The organism is Kitasatospora brasiliensis, assembly GCF_032654805.1.
GTDB classification, from domain to species: domain Bacteria; phylum Actinomycetota; class Actinomycetes; order Streptomycetales; family Streptomycetaceae; genus Kitasatospora; species Kitasatospora brasiliensis.
On sequence record NZ_JAUOOW010000003.1, the window covers coordinates 424,191 to 447,298 of the forward strand.

Below are 23,108 nucleotides of genomic sequence, written 5' to 3' on the forward strand. Positions count from 1 at the left end.
TCCGTGGGCGGACCGGGTGCGGTCCGCGGTGCTGTGCGCAGGCCGGTCGCCTGCGATCGGTAGGGGTGGTGAGTCGGTGGGGCGGCCGGGTGTCAGGAAGCCAGGCGGGCGGCGAGCACCGGGCCGATGACGGCGAGCGCTTCGACGCCCGTCATCGCGCCGTGGGTGCTCGGCACCTCGTGGACGTCGAGCCGCCCGCCCAGGTGCGGGCGCCAGCTCTCCGGGTCGGGGGCGTCGGCCGGCCGGTCCTTGGCGGCGGTGAAGAACACCGCGTCGCCGTCGTAGCCGGGCAGCGGGAGCGCGTGGGACAGCTCGGCGTTGTCCTGGAAGACCGAGACCACCCGGGCCACTCCGGCGCCGCTGAGCCCGGCCAGCGGGCCCTCGCCGCCGTGGACGAGCGCGGCGTAGCCGTCCTCGTCGGCGGGCCAGGCGGTGATCTCCCCGGCCGGGTGGCCGAGCGAGTCCAGGATCACCCCGAGCTGCGCCGGGTCGTCCCGCCACTGCTCGGGCCCCGGCTCGCCGCTGCCCGGGTAGGCGTCCAGTAGCGCCAACAGCCGTACCTCCTGGCCCTGTTGCCGTAGCAGCGCGGCGATCGCGTGGGCGACGGCGCCGCCGAAGGACCAGCCGAGCAGGGCGTACGGGCCCTCGGGGCGGACGGTGCGGATCTGCGCGAGGTAGGTCCGGGCCAGCTCCTCGATCGAGGCCGGGTGCGCGGTGGGGTCGGCCAGGCCGGGCGCCTGGAGGCCGTAGATCGGCTGCTCGGCGTCGAGGTGGCGCAGCAGCCCGGTGTAGACCCAGCTGATGCCCGCCGCCGGGTGGACGCAGAACAGCGGCGGGCGCGAGCCGCGGGTGCGGATCGGCAGCAGGACGGGGAAGCTCTCGGCGGCCGGGCCCCGGTCGAGCCGCTCGGCGAGCCGGGCGACGGTGGGCGCCTCGAACACCGCGCGGACGCCGATGTCCTCGCCCTCGCCGACCAGTTCGCGCAGGTCCGCGACCAGTCGGCTGGCCAGCAGCGAGTGCCCGCCCAGCTCGAAGAAGTTGTCGTCCACGCCGACCTTCTCCAGCCCGAGCACATCGGCGAACAGGCCGCAGAGCAGCTCCTCGCGGGGCGTGGCGGGCGCCCGCCCGGCGCCGAGCCAGCCGGCCTCGGGGGCGGGCAGGGCCTTGCGGTCGACCTTGCCGTTGGTGGTGAGGGGCAGGGCGTCGAGGAGGACGATGGCGGAGGGGACCATGTAGTCGGGCAGGGTGGCGCCGATGTGGGCGCGCAGGGTGGCTTGGTCGGTGCTCTGGTGGGGGTGGGGGACGGCGTAGCCGGTGAGGCGGCGGTCGCCGGGGCGGTCTTCGCGGACGAGGACGAAGGACTGGGCGAGGCTGGGGTGCTGGGCGAGGACGGCTTCGATTTCGCCGGGTTCGATGCGGAAGCCGCGGATCTTGACCTGGTGGTCGGCGCGGCCCTGGTACTCCAGGGTGCCGTCGGGGCGGCGGCGGACGAGGTCGCCGGAGCGGTACATGCGGGTGCCGGGGGCTCCGTAGGGGTCGGCGACGAAGCGTTCGGCGGTGAGGTCGGGGCGGCCCAGGTAGCCGCGGGCGAGGCCGGCGCCGGCGATGTAGAGCTCGCCGACGACTCCGGTGGGGACGGGTTGGAGGTTGCCGTCCAGGACGTAGAGGCGGGTGTTGGTGACGGGTAGGCCCATGGGCGGGTTGACGCGGCCGTGGAGGGGGGTGCTCATGCTGGCGCAGACGGTGGATTCGGTGGGGCCGTAGGCGTTGACCATGCGCAGGCGGGTGGACCAGTGCTCGACGAGGTCGGGTGGGCAGGCTTCGCCGGCGACGACGAGGGTGCCGCCTTGCGGTAGGGCGTCGGGGGTGAGGACGGCGAGGGCGGTGGGCGGCAGGGTGAGGTGGGTGACGCCTTGGTCGGCGATGAGTTGGGTGAGGGCGGGGCCGGGGAGGAGTTGGTCGGCGTCGCCGAGGACGGCGCGGGCGCCGGTGAGCAGGGCCATGGCGAGTTCCCAGACGGCGGCGTCGAAGGAGGGTGAGGCGAAGAGCAGGACGCGGCTGTCGGGGGTGAGGGCGAGGCTTTCGCGCTGGCTTTGCACCATGCTGGCGAGGCCGGTGTGGGTGACGACGACGCCCTTGGGGCGGCCGGTGGAGCCGGAGGTGTAGATGACGTACGCGGCGGATCGGGGGGTGGTCGCGATGTCGGTGAGGTCGTGTGCGGGGTGGCCGGTGGTGTCCAGTTCTTCGATCAGCAGGCGTGGGAGCGGGCTGTCGGTGAAGAGGTCGTCGGCGAGTGCCGTGTTGGTGAGGACCAGGGCGGGCTGGGCGTCGTCGAGCATGTAGCCGATCCGGTCGGCCGGGTAGCGCGGGTCCAGCGGCAGGAAGGCGGCACCGGCCTTGAGCACGGCCAGTTGGGCGACGATCAGCTCGATCGAGCGTTCCAGGGCGATCGCGATGAACCGTTCGGGGGCCGCGCCGTGTTCGGTCAGCAGTCGGGCGAGGCGGTTGGCGCGTTCGTTCAGTTCGCCGTAGGTGACCTGCTCGGCGCCGAAGGAGAGGGCGATGGCCTGGGGGTGGGCGGTGGCCTGGGCTTCGAACAGTGCCGGGAAGGTGGCGGGCGGGATCGGCCGGGCGGTGTCGTTCCACTCGGTCAGCAGCCGCTCGCGCTCCTGCGGGGCGAGCACATCCACCTGCCCGACCGGCTGGTCCGGGTCGGCCAGCACCGCGCGCAGGGCGCGCTCGAAGCGGGCGGCCGTCGCCTCGACGGTGGCCTGGTCGAACAGGTCGACGGCGTACTCCACCGTCAGGCCCAGCCCGGCGGGCGCGCCGGCCGCGTCGAAGCTCTCGCTGAAGGCGAAGGTCAGGTCGAACTTGGCCAGGCCCGACTCCAGTTGCTCGACCCGGCCGGGCAGGCCGCCGAGGCTGATCTGTCCGGCCTCGCCGCCGGAGGTCAGCATCACCTGACAGAGCGGGTGGCGGGCGGTCGAGCGCACCGGGTTGAGCAGCTCGACCAGCCGCTCGAAGGGCACGTCCTGGTGCTCGAAGGCGTCCAGGGTGGCGGCGCGGACGCGCTCCACCAGCTCCCGGAAGCTCGGGTCGCCGCTCAGGTCGGTGCGCAGCACCAGGGTGTTGACGAAGAAGCCGACCAGGTCGTCCAGGGCCTCCTCGGTGCGGCCGGCCACCACGGTGCCGATCGGCAGATCGCTGCCCGCGCCGATCCGGCCCAGCGTGGTGGCCAGCGCGGCCTGCATCACCATGAACACGCTGGCCCGGCTCTGCTGGGCCGACTCGACCAGGGCGGCGTGGAGTTCGGCGTCCATCCGGAGTTCCACGGCGGCGCCCCGGTGGCTCGGGGCGGCCGGGCGGAGACGGTCGAAGGGGAGTGTCAGCTCCTCCGGGAGATCGGCCAAGGCGCGCTGCCAGTAGGCGAGTTGCTCGCTCAGCAGGGCGCTGGGCGCCTCGTCGGTGCCGAGCAGCTCGTGCTGCCAGAGGGTGTAGTCGGCGTACTGCACCGGCAGCGGCCGCCACTGCGGCTCCTCGCCGGCCAGCCGGGCCTGGTACGCCTCGGCCAGGTCGCGCAGCAGCGGGGCCAGGGACCAGCCGTCGGTGGCGATGTGGTGGGTCAGCACCAGCAGGACGTGCTCGTCCTGCGGCAGGGACAGCAGGGTGGCGCGCACCGGCAGGTCGCGGGCGAGGTCGAAGACCTGCGAGCCGGCCTCGTCCAGGGCCCGCCGCAGCTCCTCCTCGGTGGCCACCGACGCGGTGTGCAGCGGGAGTTCGGGACCGTCCAGGACCAGCTGGTGCGGCTGCCCGCCGGTGGTCGGGTAGACGGTGCGCAACACCTCGTGGCGGTCGAGCAGATCGGCCAGGGCGGCCTGGAGCGCGGCGGTGTCGACCCGGCCGGTCAGCCGGACGATGCACGGAGTGTTGTAGAGCGCGCTCGGGCCCTCGAACTGGTCGATGAACCACAGGCGTTGCTGGGCGGGGGAGAGCGGGACGCGTTCGGGCCGCTCGATCGGCCGCAGGGCCGGGCGGGCGGCCGGCCGCTCGGCGCCGGGGGTGGGCAGGGCGGCGGCCAGCGCGGCCACGCTGGGGGCGTCGAACAGGGCCCGGACGGGCAGTTCGGTGCCGAACGCGGTGCGGATCCGGCTGACCAGCTTGGTGGCGAGCAGCGAGTGCCCGCCCAGGTCGAAGAAGCTGTCGTCGATCCCGATCCGGTCCAACCCGAGGACCTCGGTGAAGAGTTCGCCCAGCGCGCGCTCGGTGTCGGTGCGCGGGGCGCGGCCCTCGGCGGCCCCGGCGTAGTCGGGGGCGGGCAGGGCCCGGCGGTCGACCTTGCCGTTGGCGGTCACCGGGAGGGCATCGAGGACGACCACGGCGGCGGGGAGCATGTAGCCGGGCAGGCGGTCGGCGACGGCGGCGCGCAGCTCGGCGGGGGCGCCGGTCCCGGTGGCGTACACCACCAGGCGCTTGTCGCCGGGCTGGTCCTCGCGGACCACCGCGAAGGCCTGGCCGACCTCGGGCAGGGCGGTGAACGCGCCCTCCACCTCGCCGAGTTCGATCCGGAAGCCGCGGATCTTCACCTGGTCGTCGGCCCGGCCGAGGAATTCCAGCACGCCGTCGGTCGTCCAGCGGACCAGGTCGCCGGTGCGGTACATCCGGCTGCCGGGGGTGCCGTACGGGTCGGCGACGAAGCGCTCGGAGGTCAGCGCGGGGCGGCCGACATAGCCGCGGGCGAGGCCGTCCCCGGCGAGGTACAGCTCGCCGGCCACCCCGACCGGCACCGGGCGCAGCGCGGTGTCCAGCACGTACGGCCGGGTGTTGTTCAGTGGGCGGCCGATCGGCACCACGGCGGGGACGGGCTCGCCCGGGACCATGGTGAAGGTGGTCTTGATGGCGGTGGTCTCGGTGGGCGCGTACACCGCGACCACGGAGGTGTCCGGGCAGGCCCGGTGGATCCGGCGCACGGACTCCGGCGGGACGACATCGCCGCCGGTCCACACCTGTCGGACGTGCCGGAAGGCCGCCGGATCCTCGTCGGCCATCAGCCGCAGCAGACCGGACGGGGCCTGGACCAGGGTCACCCGGTGGGTGGTGACGGTCTCGGCGAGGCGGCGGATGTCCAGTTCGCCGGGCTCGGCCAGCACGATCGCCCCGCCGGTGACCAGCGGCGCCCAGATCTCGGTGGTGGAGGCGTCGAAGGCGGTGGGCGAGTGCAGCAGCACGCGCTCGTGGTGGCCGGCCCGGAACTGCGGATTGCCCAGCAGGTCCACCACGTTGCGGTGGGTGACGGCGACGCCCTTGGGCACCCCGGTCGAGCCGGAGGTGTACATCACGTACACCAGCTGGCCGGGCAGCACCGGTACGGCCGGGTCGCCCGCCGCGGGGGCCTCGGCCAGCAGCGCCTCGGTGACCTCGACGGTGGCGAAGCCGTCGGTGGCGAGCACCGGGTGGCCGTGGTGGGCCGGGTCGGTCAGCAGCAGGCCGGTGCGGGTGTCGGCCAGGATGTGCCGGAGCCGGTCCAGCGGGTAGCGGTCGTCCAGCGGGACGTAGGTGCCGCCCGCCTTGGCGATCGCGAGGACGGCGGTGAGCAGGGCGGCGGAGCGCTCCATCAGGACCGCGACCGGCTGTTCGGTGGTCAGACCGCGGGCCAGCAGCAGTGCGGCGAGCCGGTTGGCGCGGTCGTTGAGCTCGGCGTAGTCCAGTCGCTCGGTGTCGGAGACCAGGGCCAGGGCCTCGGGGGTGGCGGCGGCCTGGGCCTCGAACAGCCGGGGCAGGCTCTGCTCGGTGACGTCGGCGACCGGCCCGTTCCAGCCGGTGAGCAGCCGCTCGCGCTCGGCCGGGCCGAGGATCTCGATGCCGCCGATCGGTGCCGCCGGGTCGGCCGTGACGGCGCGCAGCACCCGCACCAGCCGTTCGGCGAGGGCGGTGGCGGTGGTGTGGTCGAAGAGGTCGGCCGCGTAGTCGACGGCGGCGCGCACGCCCAGGCAGGTGCCGTCGGCGGCGAGCCGCTCGACGAAGTTGAAGTTGAGGTCGAACTGGGCCTGGGCCTCGCCGACTTCGAGCGGGGTGGCGGTGGCCGCGCCGAAGGCGAGGGTCTCGTCCCGCTCCGCGTTCAGGGTGACGACGGTCTGGAAGAGCGGGTGGCGGGCCGGGGTGCGGGTGGGGTTGAGGTGCTCGACCAGGCGCTCGAAGGGGATGTCCTGGTGGTCGTAGGCGTCCAGGTCGGTACGGCGGACCCGGTCCAGCAGCTCGTGGAAGCTCGGGTCGCCGCTGGTGTCGGTGCGCAGCGGCAGGGTGTTGACGAAGAAGCCGACCAGGTCGTTCAGGGCCTCGTCGATGCGCCCGGCGACGGGGGTGCCGAGCGGCAGGTCGGTGCCGGCGCCAAGGCGGGTGTAGAGGACGGCCACCGCGGCCTGGAGCGCCATGAACAGGCTGGCGTTCCGGGCGGAGGCCAACTCGGTGAGCGCGCCGTGCAGTTCGGCGTCCAGCTCGAAGTCGGCGGCGCCGCCGCGACGGCTCGGCAGGGCCGGGCGCGGGCGGTCGCAGGGCAGTGCCAGCTCCTCCGGCAGGCCGGACAACTCCTGTCTCCAGTAGGCGAGTTGCTCGGAGATGACGCTCTCCGGGTCGCCCTCCTCGCCGAGCAGCTCGCGCTGCCAGAGGGTGTAGTCGGCGTACTGCACCGGCAGCGGCTCCCACTGCGGCTCCTCGCCGGCCAGCCGGGCCCGGTACGCCTCGGCGAGGTCGCGAAACAGCGGGGCGACGGACCAGCCGTCGGAGGCGATGTGGTGGGTGAGCAGCAGCAGGACGTGCTCTCCGGGCAGGGTGAACAGCCAGGCCCGCAGCGGGAGGTCGCGGGCGAGGTCGAAGACGTGTCCGGTGGCCTCGCGGATCAGCTCGTCCAGCTCGGCCCGGTCGGCCGCCGGGGCCCGGTGCAGCGCCGGGCGCCCCTCGGGGAGGATGTGCTGATGGGGCTGGCCGTCGGTGGTCGGGAAGACGGTGCGCAGCACCTCGTGCCGGCCCACCACGTCCGCGAGCGCGCCTTCGAGGGCGGCCGGGTCCAGCTCGCCGGTCAGCCGGAGGGCGTACGGAGTGTTGTAGAGGGCGCTCGGGCCCTCGAACTGCTCGATGAACCAGAGCCGCTGCTGGGCGAACGACAACGGGATCAAGGTCTGCCTCCGACTGGCGACGTACGGCTGTTGTGGCTGGTGGGTGGAGGCGGGCCGCCCGGGAGGGCGGCCCGCGCGCTGCCGTCAGGCCTGGGGACGGCGCATCGGCCGCAGGGCCGGGCGGGCCTTCTTGGGTGCCGGCGCCTGCTCGCCGCCGGGCAGGACGGCGGCGAGGGCGGCGACCGTCGGTGCGTCGAACAGCGTGCGGATCGGCAGCTCGGCGCCGAGGGCGGCGCGGATGCGGCTGACCAGCCGGGTGGCGAGCAGCGAGTGCCCACCGAGGTCGAAGAACCGGTCGTCGATGCTGACCGTCGGCACCCCCAGCACCTCGGCGAACAGGGCGCACAGCTCCCGTTCGCGCTCGGTGCGCGGCGCCCGGCCCTCGACCGCCCCGGCGTACTCGGGCGCGGGCAGGGCCTTGCGGTCGACCTTGCCGTTGGCGGTGACCGGCAGGCTGTCCAGCGCCACCACGGCGGCCGGGAGCATGTAGCCGGCCAGGCGGTCCGCGACGAAGGCGCGCAGTTCGCCGGCGGTGGCCTTGCCGGTGGCGTACACCACCAGGCGCTTGTCGCCCGGCTGGTCCTCGCGGACCACCGCGAGCGCCTGGCCGACCTGCTCGTGGGCGGTGAACGCGGCCTCCACCTCGCCGAGTTCGATCCGGAAGCCGCGGATCTTCACCTGGTCGTCGGCCCGGCCGAGGAACTCCAGCACGCCGTCCGCCGTCCAGCGGGCGAGGTCCCCGGTGCGGTACATGCGCTCACCTTGGCCGCCGTACGGGTCGGCGACGAAGCGCTCGGCGGTCAGCGCGGGCCGGTCGACGTAGCCGCGGGCCAGGCCGGCCCCGGCGATGTACAGCTCGCCCGCGACCCCGGCCGGCACCGGCCGCAGCCGGGCGTCCAGCACGTACAGCCGGGTGTTCGCCAGCGGGCGCCCGATCGGCACCGTGCTCGGCACCGCCGTGGCGAGGGGCATCGGGTACTGGGTGGCGCACAGGGTGGTCTCGGTGGGCCCGTACAGCGCGCGCACCGCGATGCCCGGGACGGCCTCCAGCACCCGGCGCACGGCCGGGGCGGAGACGACGTCGCCGCCGGTCAGCACCTCGCGCACCCCGGCGAAGATGCCCGGGTCCTCCTCCGCGATGACCCGGAACAGGCCCGCGGTGACGTGGACGTGGGTGAGCGCGTGGACCCGCACCAGCTCGCGGATGGCGGCCGCGTCCAGGTCGACCGGCGGGGCGACGACCACCTGACCGCCGGAGAGCAGCGGCACCCAGATCTCGTAGGTCGAGGCGTCGAAGGCGTGCGGGGCGTGGAACAGCACCCGCAGGCCCTCCTCGCGGCCCCAGCACGGGTCGGTGGCGAGCTGCACCACGTCCCGGTGGCTGATCGCGATGCCCTTGGGCTCCCCCGTGGAGCCGGAGGTGAACATCAGGTAGGCGAGCTGCTCCGGGTGCGGCGCCGCGTGCTCGGCGCGCCGCTCGCGCGGACCGTCGAACCAGCCGGCGGTGAGCGGCAGTACGGGGCAGGGGGCGCCGGCTGCCAGCGGGTGGTCCCGGTGCGCGGCGTCGACCAGGACGAGCGCCGCGGCCGTGTCGGCGGTGATCTTCCGCAGCCGCTCGGCCGGGTGTCGGTCGTCCAGCGGGACGTACACGCCGCCCGCCTTGGCCACCGCGAGGATCGCCGTCAGCAGGTCGGCGGAGCGGTCCATCAGCAGGACCACCGGGGTCTCGGCGCCGACTCCGGCCCCGGCCAGGTGGGTGGCCAAGTGCTCGGCGCGGGAGTCCAGTTCGGCGTAGCTGAGGGTGCCGTCCTCGGAGACCACCGCGGGCGCGTCGGGGGTGGCGGCGGCCTGGGCCTCGAACAGCTCGGGCAGGGTGGCGTCCGGGACGGGCGCCGTGGTGGAGTTCCAGCCGGTGAGCAGCCGCTCGCGCTCGGCCGGGTCGAGGATCTCGATGTCGCCGATCGGTGCCGCCGCGTCGGCCGTGACGGCGCGCAGCACCCGCACCAGCCGTTCGGCGAGGGCGGCGGCGGTGGCGTGGTCGAAGAGGTCGACGGCGTACTCGACCGCCACCGTCAGGCCCGCCCGCGGGCCCTGCTCGGTGAAGCGGAAGGACAGGTCGAACTTGGCCACGTCCAGCTCGAAGGGGTGCTCCGCGCAGCCCAGGTCGCCGAAGGCGGCGGGCACCGACACCCGGCTCTCCAGCGCCACCAGGGTCTGGAAGAGCGGGTGGCGGGCCGGGGTGCGGGTGGGGTTGAGGTGCTCGACCAGGCGCTCGAAGGGGACGTCCTGGTGGTCGTAGGCGTCCAGGTCGGCGCGGCGGACCCGGTCCAGCAGCTCGTGGAAGCTCGGGTCGCCGCTGGCGTCGGTGCGCAGCGGCAGGGTGTTGACGAAGAAGCCGACCAGGTCGTCCAGGGCCTCGTCGGTACGTCCGGCCACCGGGGTGCCGAGCGGCAGGTCGGTGCCGGCGCCGAGGCGGGTGTAGAGGACGGCCACCGCGGCCTGGAGCGCCATGAACAGGCTGGCGTTCCGCTCCGTCGCCAACTCGGCCAGCGCACCGTGCAGTTCGGCCTCGACCGGGACCTCCACCAGGCCGCCCCGGTGTCCGGGCGCGGCCGGGCGCGGCCGGTCGTAGGGCAGCGCCAGCTCCTCCGGGGCGTCGGCCAGCACCTGCTTCCAGTAGGTGAGTTGCTCGGTCAGCAGGGCGCTGGGCGCCTCGTCGGTGCCGAGCAGCTCGCGCTGCCAGAGGGTGTAGTCGGCGTACTGCACCGGCAGCGGCGCGCGCTCGGGCGCGGTGCCGGTGCGGCGGGCCTCGTACGCCTCGGCGAGGTCGCGGAAGAGCGGGGCCACCGACCAGCCATCGCTGGCGATGTGGTGCATCAGTACCAGCAGGACGTGCTCGTCCCGCGGCAGGGACAGCAGGGTGGCGCGCACCGGCAGGTCGTGGGCGAGGTCGAAGACCTCCTCGCCGGCCGCGACCAGCGCGGTCCGCAGCTCGGCCTCGTCGGCCACCCGAAGCTGACGGAGAGTCACCTCGCGAGCTTCGGTGACCAGCTGGTGCGGCTGCCCGTCGACGGTCGGGAAGACGGTGCGCAGCACCTCGTGCCGCTCCACCACGTCCCGCACCGCCTGCTCCAGGGCGGGCAGGTCGACGGCGCCGGTCAGCCGGACCGCGACGGGGGTGTTGTACAGCGCGCTCGATCCCTCGAACTGCTCGATGAACCACAGGCGTTGCTGGGCCGAGGAGAGCGGGACGCGCTCGGGCCGCTCGGCGGGCCGCAGGGCCGGGCGGGCCGTCGCGGAGTCGGGCAGCGCGGCGGCCAGCAGGGCCACCGTCGGGTGGTCGAAGAGGGTGCGGATCGGCAGCTCGGCGCCGAGGCCGGCCCTGATCCGGCTGACCAGCTTGGTGGCGAGCAGCGAGTGCCCGCCGCGGTCGAAGAAGTTGTCGTCGATGCTGATCCGGGCCAGCCCGAGCACCTCGGCGAACAGCTCGCACAGCGCCCGCTCGGTGGCGGTGCGCGGCTCGCGCCCGCCGTCGGCGCCGTTGTAGTCGGGCGCGGGCAGGGCCTTGCGGTCCACCTTGCCGTTGGGGTTCACCGGCAGCTCGTCCAGGACGACGATCGCGGCCGGCAGCATGTAGCCGGGCAGCCGGTCGGTGACGAAGCCACGCAGCTCGTCGGCCTCGACCTCGCCGGTGACGTACGCGACCAGGCGCTTGTCGCCCGGCTGGTCCTGGCGGACCGTCGCACAGACCTGGCCGACCGCCGGGTGGGCGGTGAACGCGGCCTCCACCTCGCCGAGTTCGATCCGGAAGCCGCGCAGCTTGACCTGGTCGTCCGCGCGGCCGACGAACTCCAGTTCACCCGCTGTCGTCCAGCGCACCACGTCGCCGGTGCGGTACATCCGGCCGCCTGCCTCGCCGAACGGGCAGGCCACGAAGCGCTCGGCGGTCAGGCCGGGTCGGTCGACGTAGCCGCGGGCCAGGCCGGAGCCGCCGATGTACAGCTCGCCGGCCACTCCGGCCGGCACCGGGCGCAGCCCGGCGTCCAGCACGTACAGCAGGTTGTTGGGCAGCGGCCGGCCGATCGGGACGACGCCCGGCACCTCGGCGGCCGAGGTCATCGGGAAGTGGGTCGCGAAGGTGGTCGTCTCGGTCGGCCCGTAGACGTTGACCAGCCGCAGCCCGGGGCAGCTCTCCAGCACCCGTCGCATGGCCGTCGGCGAGGCGATGTCGCCGCCCGTCCACACCTCCCGCAGCCCGGTGAAGGTCTCCGGGGCCTCGGCGGCCAGCACGTTGAACAGGCCGACGCTGATCCAGGCGGAGGTGGTCCGCTCGTGGCCGATCACCGCCGCCAGCTCGGCGATCCCGAGCCGGCCGGCCGGGGCGACGACCAGTTGGCCGCCGGAGAGCAGCGGGGTCCAGATCTCGTAGGTGGAGGCGTCGAAGGCGGAGGGCGCGTGCACCGGCAGCCGTTCGTGGCCTTCGGTGAACTGGCCGCCGAGCGCCAGGTCCGCCACCGAGCGGTGGGTGATGGCGATTCCCTTGGGCATGCCGGTCGAGCCGGAGGTGTGCATCACATACGCCAACTGCTCGGCGTGCAGCGGAAGTCCGAGGTTCTCCGGGTGCTCCTCGGCGTGCGGGTCGAGCACCGTCAGCCCGGCCAGCGCGGGGTGCTCGCGGTGCGCGTCATCGGCCAGCACCAAGGTGGCGCCGGCGTCGGCGAGGACGGTGCGCAGCCGGTCCGCCGGCTGGGCGTCGTCCAGCGGTACGTAGAGGCCGCCGGCCTTGAGCACCGCCAGGATCGCCACCACCTGGGCGGCCGAGCGGTCGATCATCAGCGCGACCGGGGTCTCCCGGGTGACGCCCGCCTCGACCAGTCGGCGCGCCAAGCCGTTGGCCCGGGCGTTGAGTTGCGCGTACGTGAGCTCGGCGTCCTCGGCGGTGAGCGCGAGTGCCCGCGGGGTCGCGGCGGCCCGCGCCTCGAACAGCTCGGGCAGCGAGCCGGCCGGCGGCGGGGCGCAGGTGCCGGCCCACTCGGCGAGCAGGACGGCGCGCTCGGCGGCGGTCAACACCTCCACGGTACCGACGAGTTCGGCCGGGTCGGCGACGATCCGCTCCAGCAGGGCGAGGAAGCGGTCCAGCAGGGTGCGGGCCTGCTCGGCGGTGAAGGCGTCCGGCTGGTGGTCCAGTCGCAGCTGGAGGCCGTCGCCGGGGGTGAGGGCCAGCACCAGCGGGTAGTGGGCGCTGTCCACGTCCTCGACCAGGGTGACGCGGGTGGCGCCGCTCGGGTCGGCGTCGTCCAGGGCGGACGGGTCCGGGTAGTTGCCGTACACCGTGACGGTGTCGAACAGGCTTCCCACGCCCGCGAGTTGCTGGATCTCGGTGAGGCTGAGGTGCTGGTGGTCCAGCAGCGCGGACTGCTCGTGCTGGAGGCGCAGCAGCAACTGGCCCCAGCTCTCCGCCTGCTCCAGGCGCACCCGCACCGGCACGGTGTTGATGAGCAGGCCCATCATCCGCTCCACGCCCGGCAGATCGTGCGGCCGACCGGAGACGGTGGTGCCGAACAGCACGTCCTCGCGCCCGGTGAGCCGGGCCAGCAGCACGCCCCAGGCCGCCTGGACCAGGGTGTTGAGGGTGACGCCGTAGCGGCGGGCGGTGCGGGCGAGCGCCTCGGTGGCCTCCGGGGTGAGCCCGGTGTGCAGGCGCAGCGGCAGCTGCGGGGTGGCGGCCGAGCGGCCGGGGGCGAGCAGGGTCGGCTCGTCGGCGCCGGCCAGGGCCTGGGCCCAGGCGGCGCGGGCGGCCGAGCCGTCGCGCCGGGTGATCCAGCGCAGGTACTCGCGGTACGGGGCCGCCGGGGCCATCGGCCGCTCGAAGTACAGGCCCCACAGCTCCTCGGCGAACAGCGGGGTGGACCAGCCGTCCAGCAGGATGTGGTGCGCGGAGGCGATCAGCTGGTGGCGCCCGGGGGCGAGTCTGAGCAGGGTGTAGCGCAGCAGCGGCGGCCGGTCGAGGTCGAAGCGGCGGCCGTACTCGGCGGCGGCGATCCGGGCGGCCTCCGCCCGCGGGTCCGCGTGGTCGCTCACGTCGACGACGGTGAAGGGCAGTTCGACGCCGTCCGGGATGGCTTGGACGGGCGGGCCGTCGTGCCGCTGGTGGAAGGCGGCCTTGAGGTTCGGCTGGCGGACCAGCAGCGCCTCGGCGGCGGCACGCAGCCGGTCGGCGTCCACCGGGCCGGTGAGGTCGAAGGTGACGACCGAGGTGTAGACGTCCGCGCCCTCGGCGTCGTACGCCGAGTGGAAGGCCATGCCCTGCTGGAGCGGCGAGGTGGGCCAGACGTCCACCAGCCGGGCGGGGGCGTGGTGGGCGGCGAGTGCGTCCAGCTCGCCCTGGGTGAGCGCGACCAGCGGGAAGTCGGAGGGGGTGTGCCCGCCCGCGTCCGGCCGCTCGGCGTGCGCGGCGAGCGCGCCCAGCGCGGCGAACCAGGCCTCGGCGAAGGCCCGCACCCGCTCCTCGGAGAGCAGCCCGGTGGCGTAGGACCACTGGGCGACCAGCAGCGGGCCCTGCGGGGTGTCCACCGTGGTGGCGTCCAGGCCGAGCACCCGGCCGAGCGCCAGACCGGCGGCGGCGCCCTCGGTCATCGCCTCGGCGCCGGCCAGCACGTCCTCGGCGGTGACGCCCTCGGGGGCGAAGCGGCCCAGGTAGTTGAACTCGATCTGCGGGTCGGCGTAGCCGTCGAGAACGGCGGCGGTGGCCGGGTTGAGGTGGCGCAGCAGGCCGAAGCCGATGCCGTTGTCCGGGACGGCGCGCAGCTGCTCCTTCACCCGGCCGAGGGCCCGGCCCAGCTCGGGACCGGCCGCGGTGACCTCGGACCAGTCCAGCGCGCCGGGGGCGAGCCGGACGGGGTAGACGGAGGTGAACCAGCCGGCGGTGCGGTGCAGGTCGACGCCGTCGACGACCTCCTCGCGGCCGTGGCCCTCGACGGTGACCAGCACGGCGCCGTCGGCCCCGGTGGTCTCCGGGCCGCGCCAGTGGCCGAGGGCCAGCGCCAGCCCGGTCAGCAGCACGTCGTTGACCTGGGCGTGGTAGGCGGCGGTGACCTTGGTCAGCAGCGCCCGGGTGGTCTCGGCGGGCAGCACCAGCCGCAGCGTGCCCTCGGTGGCGTAGGTGTCCCGCGCCGGGTCCAGCGGGCGCTCCCCGAGCAACGGGTCAGGGGTGGCCAACGCGGCCTCCCAGAGCGGGAGTTCGGCGGCCCGGCGGTCGGTCCGCGCCTCGGCGGTGAGCCGCTGGGCCCAGCGGCGGAAGGAGGTGGGCACGGGCGCGAGCTCGACGGCGCGGCCCTCGCGCAGGGCGGTGAGCGCGCCGAGCAGGTCCTCCTCGACGATGCGCCAGGTGACGCCGTCCACCACCAGGTGGTGGATCACCAGCAGCAGCTGCGAGGGCAGTTCGGGGCCGGCGTCGAAGCGTATGGCCTGGACCATCCGGCCGTCCTCGGGGGACAGCCGCTCCCGGGCGGCCTCGGTCTCGGCGCGCAGTGCCCCGGCGTCGGCCGGGCCCCCGACCAGCCGCAGCACCTCGCCGGCCGGGACGGCACCGGGCTCGGGCACGTGCAGCGTCCAGGGGCGCTCGGCGAGCGGGGAGGTCCGGGCGCGCAGCAGGTCGTGGTGGTCGAGCAAGGCCTGGACGGCGGCGGTCAGCTGCTCCTGGGTGGTGCCGGCGGGCAGGGTGAGCAGGGTGGACTGGTAGAAGCTCTCCACCGCGCCCTGCTGCGCGGCCAGCCAGTGCACGATCGGCGTCGGCGGCACCTCGCCGAGGCCGGCCCCCTCGGGCTCGACGACGACCGGCCCCTCCAGCGGGCGGGCGAGCAGCGCCAGCGCTTCGACGGTCGGCGCGAGGAACACCTCGCGCGGGGTGAGCTGGAGGCCCGAGTGCCGGGCCCGGGAGACCAGCTGGATGGCCACGATGGAGTCGCCGCCCAGCTCGAAGAAGGAGTCGGTGACGCCCACCCGGGGCAGGCCCAGCACCTCGCCGAACAGCCGGACCAGGGTGTGCTCCAGCTCCCCGGCGGGGGCCCGGCCGCCGTCCTCGCCGGCGCCGAACACCGGCGCGGGCAGGGCGCGCTTGTCCACCTTGCCGTTGGGCGTCAGCGGCAGCCGGTCCAGCACCACCACGGTGGGCACCATGTGGTCGGGCAGCCGCTCGGCGCAGTACGCCCGCAGCTCGGCCGGATCGGCGGCGCCGACCGCGTAGCCGACGAGCCGGCGCTCGCCCGGCCGGTCCTCGCGGACCAGCACCACGGCCTGGCGCACCTCGGGATGGGCGGACAGGGTCTGCTCGATCTCACCGAGCTCCACCCGGAAGCCGCGGATCTTCACCTGGTCGTCGGCCCGGCCGAGGAAGTCCAGCTGGCCGTCCGGGCGGTAGCTGCCCAGGTCCCCGGTGCGGTACATCCGGCTTCCGGGCTCGCCGTACGGGTCGGCCACGAAGCGCTCGGCGGTCAGGCCCGGACGGTTCAGGTAGCCGCGGGCCAGGTGCGGGCCGGCCAGGTACAGCTCTCCGACGGTGCCCGGCTCGACCGGGCGCAGCAGCTCGTCCAGCACGTGGATGCGCACGTCCCGGCAGGGCCGGCCGATCGGCGGCTGCTCATCGCCGGTCAGCGGCTCGCTCATCGAGACGATGACGGTCGCCTCGGTCGGGCCGTAGCTGTTGAGCATCAGCCGGCCGCGGCCGCAGCGGGCGGCCAGCTCTCGGGAGACGGCCTCGCCGCCGCCGATCAGGGTGCGCAGCGAGGGCATCGGCAGGTCGGGCAGGGTGGAGATCATCGCGGTGGCGATGTCGGCGTGGGTGACGCCGAACCGGTCGATCAGGGCGGCCAGCGGCTCACCGACCAGCTGGCTCTGCTCGCGCGGCAGGACCAGCGCGGCGCCGGTGGTGAGCGCCACCGACAGGTCGGAGACCGAGACGTCGAAGCTGAGCGAGGAGGCCTGGAGCACCCGGCTGCCGGGGCCGACCCCGGTGGCCGCGACCTGGGTGGCGATCATGCTGGGCAGCCCGGTGTGGGTGACGGCCACGCCCTTGGGCACGCCGGTGGAGCCCGAGGTGTAGATGACGTACGCGGTGTTCGGCGCGCTCAGCGGGCGCACCCGCTCGGCGGCGGTGAACGGGGTGCCGGACCGGGCGTCGAGGGCGGCGAGGTGCTCGGCGGAGTCGAGCAGCAGCCGGGGGGCGCCGGTGTCGGGCAGCTGCCCGGCGGCCTCGGCGGTGGTGAGCACCAGGGCGGCGCGGGAGTCGGTCAGCATGTGGCGCAGCCGCTCGGCCGGGTAGGCCGGGTCGGCGGGCAGCCAGGCGGCGCCGGTCTTGGCCACGGCGAGGATCGCGGCGATCGCCTCGGGGGACTTCGGCAGGGCCAGCGCGACGACGTCCTCGGTGCCCAGGCCGCGGGCGGCCAGCTCCCGGGCCAGCCGGTTGGCGCGGGCGTCCAGTTCGGCGTACGTGAGGGTGGTGCCCTCGGCGTACAGCGCGGGGGCGTCCGGGGTACGGGCGACCTGGGCGTCGACCAGCTCGGTGAGGGTCGGACGGCACAGGACCTCGGCCGGTTCCGGCCGCTGCTCGGCTCTGTGCGTCTGCTGGGCCCCGGACATGTGACTCTCTCCCTCATGCGGCTGGCCCCCGCGGTGGCGGGAGCGGCTGGCTGGGCTGACCCTCGGGGCGGTCGGCCCGGCGGTCGGCGGAGCGATGGTGCGGTCGTGGTGCGGGTGCCGCGTGTGATGTCGAAGCGCGTACCGGTGGGGGCACGGCGGTGCAGCGGTGCGGCGGTACGGCGGTGCGGAGGGTGGTTGCACGCCGGTGGTCGCACGCCGCTGCTGTTCGATGCATGCGAATCGATTCGCGCGAATCGATGCATTGGTGTCGATACATGGCTCGTATCGATACGTGCGGATCGTGCGGATCGATACGAGCGGATCGATACACGTGCACTGATGCGCTTGCATCGATGCAAGCGTATCGATGCGCTTGTATTGATGTTTGTGTATCGATACACGCGCGTAGACATCGGACCCGGGGTGGCGCCGACGACATGACGAAGCGGCCGTGGGGCCGTGCGGCGGTGGGGTGCTGCGGTGGAATGGTGAGGCGGTGTCAGCGGGCCGGGTGAGCGGCGGGCCGTTCTACGCCTGTCATGCCTGTTGTGCCTGTTGTGTCTGTTGTGCCTGCTGTGCCTGTCGCCGAGAGGGCGCCGGGTGAGCGGCTGTTCGGCGGGGTGTCGGGTGCCGGGAGTCGGCAGTCCTGCGACCGGGACTCGGCGGTCCTGCGGCGGTCCTACGGCGGGTGCGCCGCGGTCAGCTCTCGGACAGGTGCGCGATCAGGCTCTTCGGGCGCAGGTCCTGCCAGTTCTGCTCGACGTGGTCCAGGCACTCCTGCCGTCCGGCGGCGCCGAAGACCTGCTGCCAGCCGGCGGGCACCGGGCTGAAGGCCGGCCAGAGCGAATGCTGTCCCTCGTCGTTCACCAGCACGAGGTAGCTGGCCTCGGGGTCCTCGAACGGGTTCGCCATCGTCGGTTCCTCTCGGGTCGGAGCGTCACGGTTCAGGGCATTGCGAGGAGATGGAGGGGAAGGGGTCACGCCGGGTGGGCGGGACTCACCGACCCCAGCCGGAGTCCAGGGAGGGCGTAAGGCTTGGCATTGCTCGATCCTCTTCCAGAGAAGGGCGGTCTGCCCTCTTCGCTCTGAAACGCATCCTGCCGAAGGCCGAAACGTGCGTGGAAGCTCTGGATCTGATCGTGAACACGCAATGCGTGAACCGGAAGCCCGGTCAGATCCTGTCAAATGCAGACAGACATGATCCAAATAGCACCTGGTGCTGTCAGATCAGTGGTGGGAGCCCGGCTCAGGGGTGGGAAACCAACGCGCCAGTGGAACCCGGGCCGTGTGATCCACGGCGCAGCTCCTCCCGGATGGCGGGCCAGTCCTCGATCCACGGCTGCCCCGCCCCGGTGGGCGACTCCAGGGCGAGCGTCGCCAGGTAGGCGCGCTTGAGCGCGGCCCGTTCGTCCTGCACCCGCCCCGCCGCCTGCTCGATCCGGCGCAGCCGGGCGTGCAGCCGCTCCAACGCGCCCCCGCCGGTCAGCAAGCGCCGTGCCTCGGGGCCGAAACGGAAGCCGGGGGCCAGCAGCGGCCACGCCGACCGCCAGACCCGGAACACCTCGCGGTGGCTCGGCCCCCAGTCCCGCTCGGCGCGCGCCAACCGCTCCAGCGCCGCCTCCTCGGTGGGCGCCGTACAGGTCTCGCGCAGCGCCCGGGAGAGCGCACCCCAGTCCTCGCCGGGCGCGTGCCGCAGCGCGGAGTGCAGCAGCTGGGCCACCGAACCGTGCACCACGGTGCGCGGCCACCGCTCGGCCGCCGCCTCGGCCAGCACCGCGCCGGTGCCGCCGACCAGCGTCCACACCTCCCGCACCCCGCGTTCGGCGAGCCCCGCCAGCACCCGCGGCCACTGCTCCCCGTCCGCGGCCGGCCACAGCCCCAGCACCTCGCGCCGGCCCTCGACACAGATCCCGAGCGCCAGGTGCACCAGCGGCCCGCCCGAGCGGCCGCTGCGCACCGAGTCGACGAAGACCACCGGGTAGACCGGGTCCAGCCGCCGCCCGCGCCGCTCGGCGAGCTCGTCCAACACCTGGTCGGTGATCGCCGAGACGGTCTCCCGGCTCAGCTCCACGCCGTACACCTCGGCCAGGTGCGCCACCAGCTCGCCCGAGCTGAGGCCGCGCGCGGTCAGCGAGATCACCAGCCGGTCGAGTCCGGGCAGTCGACGGGCCCGGGGCAGGACGGCCTTGGGGGAGAAGCTGCCCTCGCGGTCCCGGGGCACCCGCACCTCGACCGGGCCGATCTCGGTGAGCAGCCGTCTGGCCCGGGTGCCGTTACGGCCGTTGGTGCCGGTGCCGGTTCCGGTGCCGGTTCCGGTTCCGGTTCCGGTTCCAGACTCCGTCTCGGAACTCCTCAGGTGCTCCTGGAGTTCGAGCTCCAGCGCGCCCTCGATCAGCTGCTTGGCGAAGGCCTGGAGCAGCCCGCCGTCGCCCAGCAGCCGCACCGCGCCGGAGTCGACCTGCGCGGCGGCGGCCTCCGCCAACTGTCGTACCAGGCGCTGGTCCACCAAGCCGGTCAGGGCGGCGGACGGTGTCGCGGGGTCGGAGTCAGCTCGCAACTGGTGGTGCCTTCCGTCCATGGGTCGATCCCTGCGCCGCGCGCCGCCGTGAGCACCTGACGGAACGCCGAAGGCGCGGGGCCGGTGATCCCTCTGCGACCTTCCGGCCACCACTGTCGGGTGCTGCCGGATCCGCGACCGTCACCATCGGCTCCCCTGTCTCCGTACCCGCCTGACTACGGTCCGCCGATGATTTCCTCGACCGTTGGGCGTACACTCACGGCTGTCGGAGCCCGGGGGGCGGCTTCCGAACGGCAGTCACTCTTCATCTTGCCGGTTCTGCTGCCTGGTGATGACCGGTACGGGCATTCGTGAAATCGCAATGCCGAAGCCGGAAGGATGCCCAGATGTGCCCAACCCAGGACAACAGTGTCGAAATGGGATCCCCCCAGCTCTGCGAACGCGGCATCGAGTTCTACCGGACGGCACTGGCCGAGGGCGAGGCCAGGGGCGAGGCCCCCGAATGCCTGCTGGCGATGGGCCTGCTGCGCCCGATACCCGGCTCCGACGAGCGACTGGCCCCCGTCCCGCCCGACATCGCCGCCACCGGCCTGACCCGGCCGCTCGAACTCGCCGTCCTGGCCCACCAGGAGCGGATCGCGGCCCTGAACACCTCCTTCCACGCCGCCGAACACGCCTACCGGGACGTCATGCGGCGGGCCGAACTGCCGATCCGCCTACTGGCCGGCGAGGAGATCAGCCCCGCGCTGGAGAAGGCCGTCGCCGCCTGCACCGAGGAACTGCTCACCGCCCAGCCGGGCGGCGGCCGCGCCCCCGAGCAACTGGCCGACGCCCTCCCGCGCGACCTCGCCCTGGCCGGCCGCGGCGTGCGCCAGCGCACCCTCTACCAGCACACCGTGCGCTCGCACGGCCCGACGCTCGCCTACATCGAGCAGGTCACCGCCCAGGGCGCCCAGGTGCGCACCCTGACCGAGGTCTTCGACCGGGTGATCATCTGCGACCGCACCACCGCCTTCATCCCGGCCGGCGCCGACCGCGAGGCCGCGGCGATGCTCATCCAGCTCCCGCCGCTGGTCGAGTACCTGCTCAAGATCTTCGAGCTGATGTGGGAGCGCGCCGAACCCGTCACCTACCAACAGGGCCACCACCGCCCCCGCCTGCTCACCGCCCGCACCCGCCAGAACGTCCTGCGCCTGATGGTCAACGGCTACACCGACGAGGCCATCGCCACCCGCCTCGGCATGAGCACCCGCACCGTCTCCAGCCACATCCAGAAGGCCAGCGAACTCCTCGGCAGCCGAAGCCGCGGCCACCTCGGCTACATCATCGCCCGCCAGGGCGTCCTCGACGACCCCCTCGACGAACCCTGACGGGGCGCCCGGCGGTCAGTCGCCGGATTTGTCCGGGGCCCAGGAGGTGCCGTTGTAGGAGTAGTTGGGCGCGCCGTGTCGGCCGACGGTGCGGAACGGCTGGTGGTCGCCGGCGTCGACCCGCAGGGTGCCCTTCTGGGTGCCGTCGGACCAGACCAGTTCGAGGAACCAGCTGACGTCCTGGGAGCGGGTGGAGGCGTCCACGTCGATCACCTGCGGGTCGCTGTTCGTGATCTTGTACGGGAAGTGGGTCGTGGCGGTCTTCCGTGCGCCCTCCTGGCCCGGGACGGCGACGGCGCGCGGTGCGGGGGCATCCAGGTCGACCGCGAAGGAGGCCGGTTCGAGGCCGCCGCCGCAGCCGTCGCCAGGCGTGTAGGCGTTCCACTTGGGGGCCGGCCGGGTGCTGACCACCTGTACGTACATGGCGTTCAGCACGACGGTGTCGGCGCTCGCGCCCTGGGCGGTCAGCTCGATCCGCAGGTGCCCCGCCGGGACCATGCGCTGGGAGGAGGCCCAGCTGTCGACCCGGCCGGAGGACGGCGGGGGCGGGGTCACCTGGGAGGGGGCGCGGGCGGACAGGAACCACTGGTCGCAGAGGCTGCCCCAGTTGTTGTTGAGGACGGTGACGGAGAAGGGGGCGGGGATGTCCTCGGGGCTCGCGGAGGCGGTCGGGGAAGGGGTGGTGGTCTCCGGGACGGGGGTCTCCGCGGCGGTGGGAGAGGCGGCCGTGGGCGGGGTGTCCGCGGGAGCGGGGAGAGCCGGGGTGGGGGCCACCGCTCCGGCGGCCATCGGGGCGGTGGAGGCCGACGCCGAGGGGGTCGTCGTGCCGCCGGCGTCGTGCAGGGCGAAGACCGAGACCACGGCGGCGAGCGCGGCCACGGCGGTCGCGCTCAGCAGCACCCGGGTGCGGCGGCGCGACGGGACAGGCGGGGGCGCGGGGTGCACGGTCGTCACCTCCTCCTCGTCCGATGCCTCTTTCGGTGTCTCTTTCGATGCCGCTGACGGCGCCTCTGACGGTGTCTCCACCGGCTCGGCGACAGCGGGCGCGGGCGGCGGCTCGGCGGCGGCCGGGATGTTTGTCGGGGCGTTCGCCAGGGTGTTCACCGAGGACGCCTCCCGGCGGCGGGCCGCGTCGGCCAGGATCCAGCGGCGGTGCAGCTCGACCAGTTCCTCGTCACCCGCCCCGCAGGCCCGCGCCAGCCGCTCCACCGGCGCGTACTCGGTCGGCACCGTGGCGCCGTTGCAGTAGCGGTGCAGAGTCGAGGTGCTGACGTGCAGCCGGGTGGCCAGGGCGCCGTAGCTGCGTCCCGAACGCTCCTTGAGCTCGCGCAGCGCCGCCGCGAACTCCTCGGTCTCCACACTCATGTGCCGCCCTTCCCCCACCCCGGCCTGGCCCGGGGATGCCGTCGATGTGCGGATCACCGTACCGGCAGACCCGGGTGGGGCCCGGAGCAGGGGGAGCGAGGGGGCGGGTCAGCTCTTGCCGGCCTGCTCCATGGACGAGGTGGCGAGCTCGACGGTCTCCCGGTACAGGCCGAGCTTCGGCTGCTTGCCCACCTTCGCGCCGGCACCGAGCGGGAAGTTGTGGGTGTAGGCGTTGGCCATCTGGTCGTCGGCCAGGACGTTCAGTTCGTCCCAGTCGCGCGAGACGCCGCTGCCGGGGTTGAGGTCGATCACGGCGTAGGTGCTCTTGCCGGGCGCCAGCGCGTAGGACGGCGGACCGCCCAGGCCGCCCGGCACCAGCGGGGCGACGTTGTCGCTGCGGTCGGCGGCGTCCGCCTTGCCGATGACGACGAGCGGGTAGTAGCTCAGGCCGCAGTAGGTGCTGCCCGGGTTGTGCACCTCGATCACCCGCTGGTTGGGCGCCCCGGTCCGGGTGCTCACCTTGACCGTCACGACGTCGCCCTTGCAGGAGTGGGTGTAGGCGTAGGCCTCATCGCCACCGGCCGCGCCCCCGCCGGCCGTGGCGGGGGCCACGGGGGTCTTGGGGCGGGCGGAGCTCGCGCCGACGGGAGCGGCGCCGGGGGCCTTGGTGGCCGGAGCGCCGGCGCTCGGCTGGGCGGCGGGCTCGGCACCGGCCGGGGCGCCGGCCGCCGCTCCCGGGGTGGCGCCGGCCGAGGCGCCGGGGGCGGGGGTGCCCGCGGTGGCCTGGGAAGGCTTCGCGGGCTGGGCGGCCTCGCCGCCGTCCGATCCGCAGGCGGTCAGGGTGAGGGCGGCGCCCAGGGCGAGGGCGGCCGGGACGAACAGGGTGCGGCGAGCGGACACGGCACGGCGAACGGACATGGAGGTTCCCCCGTAATGGATGTGAGTGAGGAGCGGGCCGGGCGGCGGGCTATCGGCTCCGACCGCTGGGCAGAACTCTGGTCCGCCGCCCGGCCGGTCCGCCAGTCTTCCCGGCCAAGGCGGGACGCTGGA

6 protein-coding genes and 1 pseudogene are annotated in these 23,108 nt (G+C 74.3%); 1 reads left to right on the plus strand and 6 read right to left on the minus strand.

Annotated elements, in window-relative coordinates; all coding sequences use genetic code 11:
• Nucleotides 1–92 precede the first annotated feature (92 nt).
• The 4 genes and pseudogenes from QWJ13_RS14095 to QWJ13_RS14110 all read right to left on the minus strand — a co-directional run.
• Nucleotides 93–7,169, minus strand: a pseudogene (locus QWJ13_RS14095) (amino acid adenylation domain-containing protein); the annotation flags it as partial.
• An 84-nt stretch (nt 7,170–7,253) separates the two neighbouring features.
• Nucleotides 7,254–16,805, minus strand: coding sequence for a non-ribosomal peptide synthetase (locus tag QWJ13_RS14100; RefSeq protein ID WP_316524401.1), 9,552 nt, complete (start codon nt 16,803–16,805; stop codon nt 7,254–7,256).
• Between the two features lie 699 nt (nt 16,806–17,504).
• Nucleotides 17,505–17,717: an MbtH family protein gene (locus tag QWJ13_RS14105; protein WP_316524402.1), complete on the minus strand. Its 213-nt coding sequence runs from the start codon at nt 17,715–17,717 to the stop codon at nt 17,505–17,507.
• A 334-nt stretch (nt 17,718–18,051) separates the two neighbouring features.
• Nucleotides 18,052–19,383 carry an IS256 family transposase gene (locus QWJ13_RS14110; RefSeq protein ID WP_316524403.1) on the minus strand — a complete coding sequence of 444 codons (1,332 nt, stop codon included), beginning with the start codon at nt 19,381–19,383 and terminating at the stop codon, nt 18,052–18,054.
• A 356-nt stretch (nt 19,384–19,739) separates the two neighbouring features.
• On the opposite strand from QWJ13_RS14110, the gene QWJ13_RS14115 reads away from it, so the two are divergent.
• Nucleotides 19,740–20,693, plus strand: coding sequence for a helix-turn-helix transcriptional regulator (locus QWJ13_RS14115; RefSeq protein ID WP_316524404.1), 954 nt, complete (start codon nt 19,740–19,742; stop codon nt 20,691–20,693).
• 15 nt (nt 20,694–20,708) lie between these two features.
• Here QWJ13_RS14115 and QWJ13_RS14120 read toward each other — a convergent pair whose 3' ends face one another.
• A complete protein-coding gene (locus QWJ13_RS14120) occupies nt 20,709–22,058 on the minus strand; it encodes a helix-turn-helix domain-containing protein (protein ID WP_316524406.1) in 1,350 nt (449 codons plus the stop codon).
• 108 nt (nt 22,059–22,166) lie between these two features.
• Nucleotides 22,167–22,976: a hypothetical protein gene (locus tag QWJ13_RS14125; RefSeq protein WP_316524408.1), complete on the minus strand. Its 810-nt coding sequence runs from the start codon at nt 22,974–22,976 to the stop codon at nt 22,167–22,169.
• Nucleotides 22,977–23,108: the final 132 nt, after the last annotated feature.

Coding starts and splice junctions, on each gene's coding strand:
- QWJ13_RS14100 (WP_316524401.1), bottom strand. CDS start 16,805: ATGTCCGGGGCCCAGCAGACGCACAGAGCCGAGCAGCGGCCGGAACCG.
- QWJ13_RS14105 (WP_316524402.1), bottom strand. CDS start 17,717: ATGGCGAACCCGTTCGAGGACCCCGAGGCCAGCTACCTCGTGCTGGTG.
- QWJ13_RS14110 (WP_316524403.1), bottom strand. CDS start 19,383: ATGGACGGAAGGCACCACCAGTTGCGAGCTGACTCCGACCCCGCGACA.
- QWJ13_RS14115 (WP_316524404.1), top strand. CDS start 19,740: ATGGGATCCCCCCAGCTCTGCGAACGCGGCATCGAGTTCTACCGGACG.
- QWJ13_RS14120 (WP_316524406.1), bottom strand. CDS start 22,058: ATGAGTGTGGAGACCGAGGAGTTCGCGGCGGCGCTGCGCGAGCTCAAG.
- QWJ13_RS14125 (WP_316524408.1), bottom strand. CDS start 22,976: ATGTCCGTTCGCCGTGCCGTGTCCGCTCGCCGCACCCTGTTCGTCCCG.